This is a genomic window from Kitasatospora sp. NPDC101447 (genome assembly GCF_044767225.1).
Lineage (GTDB): Bacteria > Actinomycetota > Actinomycetes > Streptomycetales > Streptomycetaceae > Kitasatospora.
The window spans coordinates 67680-77195 of record NZ_JBIWNL010000019.1 but is presented as its reverse complement, the minus strand read 5'-3'; the positions used below and the strand labels follow the sequence as shown (position 1 = coordinate 77195).

The following is a 9516-nucleotide window of genomic DNA, read 5'->3' as shown; positions in this document are numbered from 1 at the left end:
GGGCCATGGAGTCGACACTGCCGTTCGGAGAGGAACTGCGAGCCGCTCTCGGCACGCCCCGCCAGGCCCGCCTGCTGGAGAGCAGCCCGCGGTCGCGGGTGTGGCGGGCGGAGCTGTCCGGCGCGCCGGTGGTGGTCAAGCAGCTGGTCGACGCCCCGGAGGCCGACGAGCGCTTCGCCCGCGAGGCGGCCGCGCTGGCCCTCGCCGCCCGGGTGGAGCCGCCCGTGGTGCCGCGGCTGCTGGGCACCGACCCCGCCCGGCGGGTCCTGGTCCTGGAGTACCTGGAGCACCGGCCGCCCGCCGAGGACTGGGTGGTGGACTACGCCGCGGCCCTGGCCCGCCTGCACGCCGCCACCGGCCCCGCCGACGCGGGCGGCGCGCTGCCCGCCTGGCCGGCCCCCGGCCCGGGCGACACCGACTCCTTCCTCGCGCTGGCCACCGCCCTCGGCGTCCCGGCGGCGCCCGCCGTACGGGCCGAAATGGACGCCCTGACGGAGCGTCTGCGCACCGCACCGGGCCACGCGCTGCTGCACGGCGACCCCTGCCCCGGCAACGACCTGCACACCGGCGACGGCGTGCGGTTCGTCGACTTCGAGCAGGCCTCGCTCGGCAGCGGCCTGGTCGAACTCGCCTACCTGCGCATCGGGTTCCCGACCTGCTGGTGCTCCACCGCCCCGCCCGCCGCCCTGCTGGACGAGGCGGAGGCCGCCTACCGCGCCGCATGGCACGCCGCGACGGGCACCGAGGCCGGGGACGACCTCACCGACGCGTGCGCGGGCTGGCTGCTGCGGGGCGACGCGCTGGTCCAGCGGGCCGAACGCGGCACCGTCGACCACCTGGCCAGGGCCGTGGAGCAGGACTGGACCTGGGGCACGGCCACCGCCCGCCAGCGGCTCGCCCACCGCCTCGACGTCGTCGCCCGGCTGACCGCCGACGGGGCCGGCGGCGACGGTCGCGGTGGCAGCGGTGGCAGCGGTGACGGTGGTGGCGGGCTGCGCGCCTTCGGGCTGCTCGCGGCGGACGTCCGCCGGGCCATGCTCGCCCGCTGGCCGCACCTGCGCCCGCTGCCCCTGCTGCGCCCCCGGCAGTCGTAGTACGGCCGCCGGGCACGGCTGCGCCCGGTGCTCCTGCTGCGCCCTGTTCGGCCGGGCCCGGCGTGCGGCTGGGCCCGCGGGCAAAACCGGTGGCAGGGGCGGGCTCCGGGCGGCGAGACTGCCCGGGTGGACACCGCCGTACCGGACCTGCGCATGCACACCGTCGTGCCCGACTACGCCGCCATGCACGCCCTGGTCGCCGACCTGGTGCTGCCCGAGGGCGCGCCGATGTCCGTGACGAGCGCACTGGACACCTCCCGCGAGCTCGTCCGGCACTCCTACTTCCGGTACGAGTTCGCCACCGTCGCCGTCGCGCACGCCCTGCTGGCCCTGGAGCAGGTCCTCGCCGAGCGGACCGGCCACCACGGCGGCCACGACAGCGCCGGCGCCGACGACAGCACCTGCGCCACCGCCCCGCTGCGCGAGCTCGTCCGGCGGGCCGGGGAGGCGGGGCTCCTCCCGGCGGACCCGGACGGCGAGCTGGAGCACGCCGTCCGGCTGCGCGAGCGGATCGCCCGGGGCGAGGCGAGCAGCGCCGCCCTCTACCCGCCGCGGGCCGTCGTCCTGCTGCGCGCCGTGTTCGACGCCGTCGCCCTGGCGCTGCGCCCGGTGGCGCCCGCGCCGGCGGGGCCCGGCCCGGGCGGGCACCTGGAGCACCTCGCCCGCCAGTGGCAGGAGTACACCCGGGCCCCGTTCCCGGCGAGCTTCCGCGGGGTGGACGTCGACGGCGCGGACCTGGTCCTCCTGGACGTGTACGTCGCCGGGCTCGTCCACCGGGAGCTGAACGGCGGACTCGACGACGACGGCATCGCCGTCCTGTGGCAGTGCATCGCCGACCTCTCCCGGGTCGTGCCCCTGATCGACGAGGCGTACTGCGCCGCCTACTTCGCCCGGCTGCGCGACGTGGCCCGGCTCGCGGCGGCCCGCCACCTGCCGCCGGCCACGTGAGCGCCCCGCCCGACGACTGTTACGCGCGGGCCCTGGAGGCGGAGCAGCGGGAGGACTGGGAGACGGCGATCACCCTGGTGGCCGCGCGGGCCGTCTGCTTCTCCCCCGACCACCTCGCCCACGCCCACCACCTGTGGCACCTGGACCCGCTGGCCCGCGCCGGGCGCCTCGCCGAACTCGCCGGCCTCGCCGACGGGGCCGACCGGGCCGACCGGGCCGACCGGGCCGACGGGGCCGACCGGGCCGACCGGGCCGACCGGGCCGACCGGGCCGACCGGGCCAGCGGGGCCGGCGGGGACGTCCATGCGCGCCGCAGGCTCGCCCGGGCGCTGTGCGAGCGCGGGATGGCGGCGCAGCTGCGCGAGCGCGCGGCGGCCGGGGACGGCGGCGCCCTGTACCGGCTCGTGCGGCTGCTGGGCGGGACGGGCCGGGCGGCGCAGGCCCGTCGGGTGGTGCGGGAGCTCGGTGCGCGGGACGCGTACGCGCACCGGCTCCTGGACGGCTTCCGGGAGCGGCCCGACGGGTGATCACCTCGCGGCGGCGCCCTGGCCCTTGGCGGCGGCGGCGCCCTGACGGGCGGCATCGCCCGGGGCCGGATCGCCCCCGGCGCCGGGAACGGGGGCGGGCCTGGTGTGCAGGACGGCGCGGGCCTGTTCGGCGGCGCGGATGATGCTCTCGCTGATGAAGTCGAGGAAGCGGGCGACGTTCTCCAGGCGGTGGGCGGCGGGGGTGTCGGCGCCCAGGATCGCGGCGCCCTGGCGGGCGGTGGCGACGAGCTGGTCGTTGGCGCGGGCGCTGGCGACGGTCGCCTGGTAGAAGAGTTCGTCGTCGACGATGTAGCGGTCGCGGCGGCGTTCGTCGCGTTCGCGGCGCACCAGGCTCTGGCTCTCCAGGAAGGCGATGGCCTTGGAGATGGAGGCCGGGCTGACCTGCAGGCGCCGGGCGAGTTCGGAGGCGGTGAGGCTGCCCGCGTCGGTGGTGAACAGGCAGGTCAGGACGCGGGCCGTCATCCGGGACAGGCCCGAGCCCATGAGGACGGTGGTGAGCGTCTCCTCGTAGTCGGCCAGGGCCTCGGCGTCGCGGCCCTGCGGGCGGGCGGCGGCGTCCGGGCCGTGGGAGGCGGCGGGCTTGCGCCGGTGGGCGCGGCGTTCGGTGGCGCGGTGGGCCAGGTCGGCGCGGTAGGCGGTGGGGCCGCCGTTGCGCATCACCTCGCGTGTGACGGTCGAGGTCGGGCGCTCCAGGCGTCGGGCGATCTCGGCGTAGGGGAGGCTGTCGGCCAGTCCCAGCGCGATCTGCTGGCGTTCGTGCTGGGTGAGTCGGCCTCCCGGCATCGCGGTCTCCTCGGTGGTGCCTCGTGGTGGTCCTTGATCCCCACCATAGCGTTCACTTCTCACCCATTGCAATGAACAAGTCTCATGTCGTTGCGTTACCGACAGAACCGTTGCAACACTTTCCCGCACTTCACCTGCAACGATGGCATTCTGATGCAACGACATCATTGTCGCTTCCCGGAAAGCAACGTAGCGTTTCCGATGTCAGAAACACCGACCGGACATCCCGGCCGGACACCGCGCACACCGCGACCGAACACCGGAGACCACGATGCAGACCTTCGACACCCCCGCCGCGATCACCGCCGTCCTGGACGTCCCCGCCGGGCTCGTACGGCTGGTCGCCGCCGACCGCGCCGACACCACCGTCGAGGTCCGCCCCGCCGACCCCGCCAGGAACCGCGACGCCCGCACCGCCGAGCGCACCGCCGTCTCCTACGCCGACGGCGTGCTGACGGTCCGCAGCGCCCCGGCCGACAACCCGCTGCTCGGCGCCGGCGGCGTCGAGGTCACCGTCCACCTGCCGGCCGGCTCCCGCGTCGAGGCCAGGACCGAGGCCTGCGCGCTGCACACCACCGGCCGCCTCGGCGACCTCGCCTTCGACGGCGCCCACCGCCGGATCGAGATCGACGAGGCCGCGAGCGTGCGCCTCACCGCCGTCGACGGCGACGTCGAGATCGGCCGCCTCACCGGCCCCGCCGAGATCAGCACCGCCCGCGGCGACATCCGCATCGCCGAAGCCCACCGCGGCACCCTCGCACTCAGCACCCAGCTCGGCGACATCACCGTCGACACCGCCCCCGGCGCCTCCGCCGCCCTGGACGCCGCCACCGGCCACGGCCGCATCACCAACGCCCTGCGCAACGACGGCACCACCACCCTCGACATCCGCGCCACCACCGCCCAGGGCGACATCACCGCCCGCAGCCTCTGACCCCCTCCCCCGTCCCCATCCCATCCCCCGACGGCCCGCAGGAAGGCACCCCATGAGCACCGAGACGACCGCCCGCCCGTCCGCCTGGAGCGGCACGGTCCCCGTCGACGACACCACCCTCGCCGTCACCGACACCGGCGGTAGCGGAACCCCCGTCCTCTACTGCAACGGCCAGTTCGCCACCCAGGGCTACTGGAAGCGGGTCATCGCCGAACTCGGCGACGGCTACCGGCACATCACCTTCGACGAGCGCGCCCGCGGCCGCACGTCCGGGCGCTCCGCCGACTACTCCTTCGAAGCGTGCGTGCGCGACGTCGACGCCGTCCTCGCCGCCCGGGGCGTGGACCGGGCCCTGGTGATCGGCTGGTCCTACGGGGCGTTCGTCGCCGCGCACTGGGCGAGCCGCAACCCGCGGCGCGCCCTGGGCGCGGTCCTGGTCGACGGCGCGCAGCCGCACGACTGGCTCGACGACGCCATGGAGCAGCGCATCCGCGAACAGTTCCGCCGGTGGGGCCGGTTCCTGCCGCTGCTGCGGCCCACCGGCCTGACCCCGCGGATGAACGGCGAGGAGATGGCGCAGTGCAACATCGAGCTGGGCCGGGTCGCCCGTGAGCGCGCGCTGGCCCCCGTGCTGGACGCCGTCGCCGTGCCCACGCGGTACGTGGTCGCCTCGGGGTCGTCGCTGGGCAGCCGCGGCGACGAGCAGGAGCGCATCCGTGCGAGCCTGACGGCGGTGGCCGCCCGCAACCCGCACATCGAGATCAGCGCGAAGGTGGCGAGCAGTCACGGCGCGATCCTGAAGAAGGACTTCCGCGCCGTCGCCGCCGCCGCGCGCGAGGCCACCTCCGCCGGCTGCGCCCGCGGCGGCCGGTGAGGGACCGGGGCGCCCGGGGCGCTGCGGGTGCCACGGCGAGGCGGCCGCGGGGCAGGGCCCGCTGCGGGCGCGCCGGCCGGCGCCGGGCACAATCAGCCCCCATGGGGACGGACATCCGGGGATTCGTGGAATGCCGCACGTGGGACGACAGCGGTGCGAAGGCCTGGCACGGCGCCGTCGAGCTCTCCCTGCTCGGCATGACCCGGGACTACCCGGCCTTCGCCTGCCTCTTCGGCGTCCGCGACCCCGGCGGGCGCTGGCGGCCGGTCGGCGCCGGGCGGGGGCTGCCCGGCGACGTGTCGCAGCGCACCCGCGCCGGGCACGCCTCGTGGGGCGAGGCGGCGTTCGGCGCCACCTGGCTCGCCTGGGACGAGGTGCTGGCCGTCGACTGGGACGAGCCGGCGCTGCCCCGGGCGACCACCATCGCCCGCTACCGCCGCGACCCGGACGGCACCCTGACGCTCCGGCACCGCGACGACTGGAGCCGCGGCTTCGCCCGGGCCAGCGGCATCGACACCCGCAGCGTCGACCCCGACCGCATCGGCGACCTGTGGGCCGAGGGCACGACCTGGGACGTCGGCACCACCGTCTTCCGCGCCGAACGCGACCGGCGCCGCGACGCCGTGCCCGCCGACGGCGGCTGGCGGCCGGTGTGGAGCGTCATGCGCACCCTCGCCGAGGTCCACGGCGACGACCACGTCCGCCTGGTCGTCTGGTTCGAGGAGTAGCCCCCCGACCCCGGGCCCCGGCCCAGCCCGGCCCCGGACCGTACCGGCGTGTGCACGCGCGGGCATGACGGCAGGTCACCGCGGGGGGTGGTGTGGTGAGGGCGCGGGAAACTCCGGTGCGGACGCAGGGGGCGGCCGGGCAGACTGTTCCGATGCTCATCGACCATTGGCCCCTGATCGGGCTGCGCGTGATCTCGCCCCGCCTGGAGCTGCGGCTGCCCACCGAGGACGAACTGGCGGAGGTGGCCGATCTCGCCGCCCGTGGCATCCACCCGCCGGACGCCCGCCCGTTCCTGTTCCCCTGGGGCGAGCTGCCGCCCGCCGAACGCGCCCGGCACGTCGCGCAGATGCACTGGCGGCGTCTGGGCCGGTGGACGCCGCAGGAGTGGGCGCTGAACCTGGTCGCCTTCCACGAGGGGCGCCCGGTGGGCGTCCAGGACGTGCGGGCCAAGGAGTTCGGGATCCGGCGCGAGGTCGTCTCCGGTTCCTGGATCGGCCTGGAGCACCAGGGACGGGGCTTCGGCACCGAGATGCGCGCCGCGATGCTCCACCTGCTCTTCGCCGAGCTGGGCGGGCAGTTCGCGACGTCGCTGTCGTTCACGGACAACCTGTCCTCCCTCGCGGTGTCCCGCAAGCTCGGCTACCGCGAGGACGGCATCGAGCGCGACGTGCTGGACGGGCAGGTGGTGCAGTCCCTGCGCCTGCGCCTGTCGCGCGAGGACTGGGCCCGCCACGCGCAGACCCCGGTGGCCGTCACCGGGCTGACGGACGGCTGCCGCGAGCTGCTCGGGATCGCCGACTGACACCCCGGCGGACCGGGGAACGAACGGGCAAGCAGGCGAGCGGGTAAGCAGGCGAGCAGGAAGTCGGCCGGGCCGACTTCCTGCTCCCGGGCCCGGCGGGTCAGTGCCCGCCCAGGGCGGCGGGCAGGGCCGCGAGGGAGTGCAGGACGCGGATGCCCGGCGCCACCGGGGCGCCGGCGGCGGCGCGGTCGAGCCAGAAGGCGTGCAGGCCCGCGTCGCGGGCGCCGAGCGCGTCCAGGTCGTACCGGTCCCCCACGTAGGCGACCTCGTGCGGCTCCAGCCCCAGCCGCTCGCACCCGGCCCGGAAGATCCCCGGGGCGGGCTTGGCCTCGCCGTGCTCGTCGGAGCAGACCAGCACCTCGTCGCCGAAGTGGCCCAGCAGTCCGACCGCCCGGAGCTTGTCGCGCTGGTGGCGCAGCGAGGAGTTGGAGACGATCCCCAGCCGGTGGGTGGGCGCGAGCGCGGCCAGCACCGGCGCGGCGTCCGGGAACGCGGCCCGGGCGGCGTCGCGGTGGGACGCGTACCCGGCGAACCAGGCCGCGGCCTGCTCGTCCGGCAGCCGCTCGGCGCCCTCCTCCCCGAGGCGGGCCAGGAACTGCCGGACGCGCTCGCGCTGCTGGCCCGCGAAGGTCAGCTCCCCGGCGAGGAAACGCGCGTACTGCTCCTGCGTGACGTCCCGCCACAGCGCCACCGCCGCCGCGGGGCCGGAGAAGCGCTCCGCCAGGCCCAGCTCCCTCAGACGGGCGAGGATGCCGGCCTCCTCCGACCCCGAGTAGTCGAACAAGGTGTCGTCGACGTCGAAGAGCACACCCCTGATCGGCACGATCCGTCCTTCCCGCTTCCGCTTCCGCTTCCGTTTCCGTTTCCGTTTCCGTTTCCGCTCCCGGACCCTACGTGTGCCGCCGGACCGGGCCCGGGCCCCCGCTAGGGGGTGGCTCCTGCTTCCCCGGGGTGTGTCGAGGCGGCTGCCAGGAGGGCGTCGAGCAGTCCGGGGAAGCGGGTGTCGAGGTCGGCGCGGCGCAGGCGGACGAAGCGGTTGCGGCCGGCGACGCGGGTGGTGGTGATGCCGGCTTCGCGCAGCACGCGCATGTGGTGGGAGACCGTCGACTTGTGCAAGTGCTCCAGGCCCAGGCCGCGGGGGTCGCAGGAGTGTTCGGCGTCGTCGGCGTAGCTGAGCAGCAGGGTGAGGCGGACCGGGTCGCCGAGGGCGTGCAGGACGGTGACGAGGTCGATGTCGGCGGTGGCGGGCTGGGGCAGCCGCTCGCCCTCGCCCACAGCACCCGCGGCGCCCGCGGCACCGTCGGCCTTCTCGGTGCGCTCGGCGCTGGTGGCTCTCGCGGCGCTGGTGGCTCTCGCGGTTCTCGTGGCGCTCATGGCGCTCGGCCTCCGGGGTGCGGGGAACGGCGGGGGAATGAATGGTTTGACAATCATCCACCAATCCCCGAATGTTTGGCGAGCGTCAAACTGTTGCACGCCCATCCAACCATTCCGCCCCGGAGGGCCCGCCCGTGCCCGTACGTCTGCTCCTGCTCGCCCTCGGCACCTTCGCCGTGGGCACCGACTCGATGGTCGTCGCCGGCATCCTCGGCCCGGTCTCCGCCGACCTGGGGGTGTCGGTGCCGGCCGCCGGCCAGCTGGTCACCGTCTTCGCGCTCGGCTACGCACTGCTGGCCCCGGTCCTGGCCACGCTCACCGCCCGCTGGCCGCGCCGGCGCCTGCTGCTGACCGCGCTCGCGGTGTTCAGCGCGGCCAACGCGCTCAGCGCGCTCGCCCCCACCTACGGCCTGCTGCTGGCCACCCGGGTGCTGGCGGCGGCTGGCGCCGCCCTCTACACGCCCACCGCCAACGCGGTGGCCACCACCCTGGTCGCCCCCGAGCGGCGCGGACGGGCGCTGGCGACCGTCCTCGGCGGGATGACGGTGGCCACCGCCCTCGGGGTGCCGCTGGGCACCTGGGTGGGGCGCGCCGACTGGCGGCTGACCATGTGGCTGGTGACCGCGCTCGGCCTGGCCGCACTGGCGGGCCTGGCGGCGCTGCTGCGCGGCCTGCCGCCCGCACCCGCCGCCGCCCCCACCCTGCGGGCCCGGCTGGCGCCGCTGGGCAAGCGCCGGGTGCTGGGCTCGGCGGGCACCACCCTGGTGTTCTTCCTCGCCTTCCAGAGCGTCTACATCTACCTGGCCACCGCCGTCTCCGGGGCCACCGGCGGCGACGCGGACCGCCTCAGCGTGATCCTGCTGACGACCGGCGTGATGTCGGTGGCCGGCAGCTGGCTGGGCGGGCGCCTGGTGGACCGGGCGGGGGTGCGGCGGGTGCTGCTGGCCGGCTCGGCCGTGGCGGCGTGCGCGTTCGCGGCCCTGCCGTGGCTGGGGCGCAGCATGCCGGGGGCGCTGGTGTACGCGGCGGTGGTGCCGCTGGCGGGGTGGGCGGTGTCGGTGGCGCTGCCGCACCGGCTGGCGTCGATCGATCCGGGGAACGCGCCGGTGCTGATCTCGTTGAACAGCAGTGCGCTGTACCTGGGGACGGCGGCCGGGGGTGCGGCGGGTTCGGCGGCGGTCGCGGTGCTGGGCGGGCGGTGGTTCCCGCTGGCGGCGGCGGTGCTGGCGGTGGCGGCGTGCGCGGTGGCGGCGGCGACCACGCGCGACGAGGCCGAAGGGCCGCGCAGGAAGGAAGCCTGGCGTGCCGTCACCCCGGCGTCCTCGCAGCAGCATTGCGCGGCTTCCACCCGGGCGGCGGGAGGCGGGGACGGCGTCCGCAACCGGCCGGCCGGCGGCGGCGACGGTGAATAAATCGCTGTCCGATCATCG

At 76.2% G+C, this 9516-nt stretch carries 11 protein-coding genes; 8 read left to right on the top strand and 3 right to left on the bottom strand.

Annotated features, from left to right (window positions below):
• The first annotated feature begins 5 nt into the window (after window positions 1-5).
• From ACIRST_RS25460 to ACIRST_RS25450, 3 genes are all read left to right on the top strand, one after another.
• A complete protein-coding gene (locus ACIRST_RS25460) occupies window positions 6-1094 on the top strand; it encodes a phosphotransferase family protein (RefSeq protein ID WP_402804530.1) in 1089 nt (362 codons plus the stop codon).
• A 126-nt stretch (window positions 1095-1220) separates the two neighbouring features.
• Entirely contained in the window at window positions 1221-2042 is an 822-nt protein-coding gene (locus tag ACIRST_RS25455) for a hypothetical protein (protein WP_402804529.1), read from the top strand.
• A complete protein-coding gene (locus ACIRST_RS25450) occupies window positions 2039-2569 on the top strand; it encodes a hypothetical protein (RefSeq protein ID WP_402804527.1) in 531 nt (176 codons plus the stop codon). The genes ACIRST_RS25455 and ACIRST_RS25450 overlap by 4 nt, the downstream gene beginning before the upstream one ends.
• Here ACIRST_RS25450 and ACIRST_RS25445 read toward each other — a convergent pair whose 3' ends face one another.
• Window positions 2570-3373, bottom strand: a complete 804-nt coding sequence (locus ACIRST_RS25445; protein ID WP_402804525.1) for a helix-turn-helix domain-containing protein — start codon at window positions 3371-3373, stop codon at window positions 2570-2572. It lies immediately after the preceding gene.
• A 271-nt stretch (window positions 3374-3644) separates the two neighbouring features.
• Here ACIRST_RS25445 and ACIRST_RS25440 point away from each other — a divergent pair, with 271 nt between their 5' ends.
• The 4 genes from ACIRST_RS25440 to ACIRST_RS25425 all read left to right on the top strand — a co-directional run bounded on the left by ACIRST_RS25440 (window position 3645) and on the right by ACIRST_RS25425 (window position 6712).
• Window positions 3645-4307, top strand: coding sequence for a DUF4097 family beta strand repeat-containing protein (locus ACIRST_RS25440; protein ID WP_402804523.1), 663 nt, complete (start codon window positions 3645-3647; stop codon window positions 4305-4307).
• Window positions 4308-4359: 52 nt separating this feature from the next.
• Window positions 4360-5181 (top strand): alpha/beta fold hydrolase, encoded by an 822-nt coding sequence (locus ACIRST_RS25435; protein ID WP_402804521.1) that lies wholly within the window; start codon window positions 4360-4362, stop codon window positions 5179-5181.
• A 101-nt stretch (window positions 5182-5282) separates the two neighbouring features.
• Window positions 5283-5909: a hypothetical protein gene (locus tag ACIRST_RS25430; protein ID WP_402804519.1), complete on the top strand. Its 627-nt coding sequence runs from the start codon at window positions 5283-5285 to the stop codon at window positions 5907-5909.
• A 152-nt stretch (window positions 5910-6061) separates the two neighbouring features.
• Complete coding sequence (locus ACIRST_RS25425) at window positions 6062-6712, top strand: GNAT family N-acetyltransferase (protein ID WP_402804517.1); 651 nt, start codon at window positions 6062-6064, stop codon at window positions 6710-6712.
• 100 nt (window positions 6713-6812) lie between these two features.
• On the opposite strand, the gene ACIRST_RS25420 is transcribed toward ACIRST_RS25425, so the two are convergent.
• Window positions 6813-7535: an HAD family hydrolase gene (locus ACIRST_RS25420; RefSeq protein ID WP_402804515.1), complete on the bottom strand. Its 723-nt coding sequence runs from the start codon at window positions 7533-7535 to the stop codon at window positions 6813-6815.
• 101 nt (window positions 7536-7636) lie between these two features.
• Entirely contained in the window at window positions 7637-8086 is a 450-nt protein-coding gene (locus ACIRST_RS25415; protein WP_402804514.1) for an ArsR/SmtB family transcription factor, read from the bottom strand.
• A gap of 134 nt (window positions 8087-8220) precedes the next feature.
• Between ACIRST_RS25415 and ACIRST_RS25410 the strand changes: the two genes are divergently transcribed.
• The gene (locus tag ACIRST_RS25410) at window positions 8221-9498 is read left to right on the top strand and encodes an MFS transporter (RefSeq protein WP_402804512.1); all 1278 of its coding nucleotides are present in this window, start codon (window positions 8221-8223) and stop codon (window positions 9496-9498) included.
• The last annotated feature ends 18 nt before the right edge of the window (window positions 9499-9516 follow it).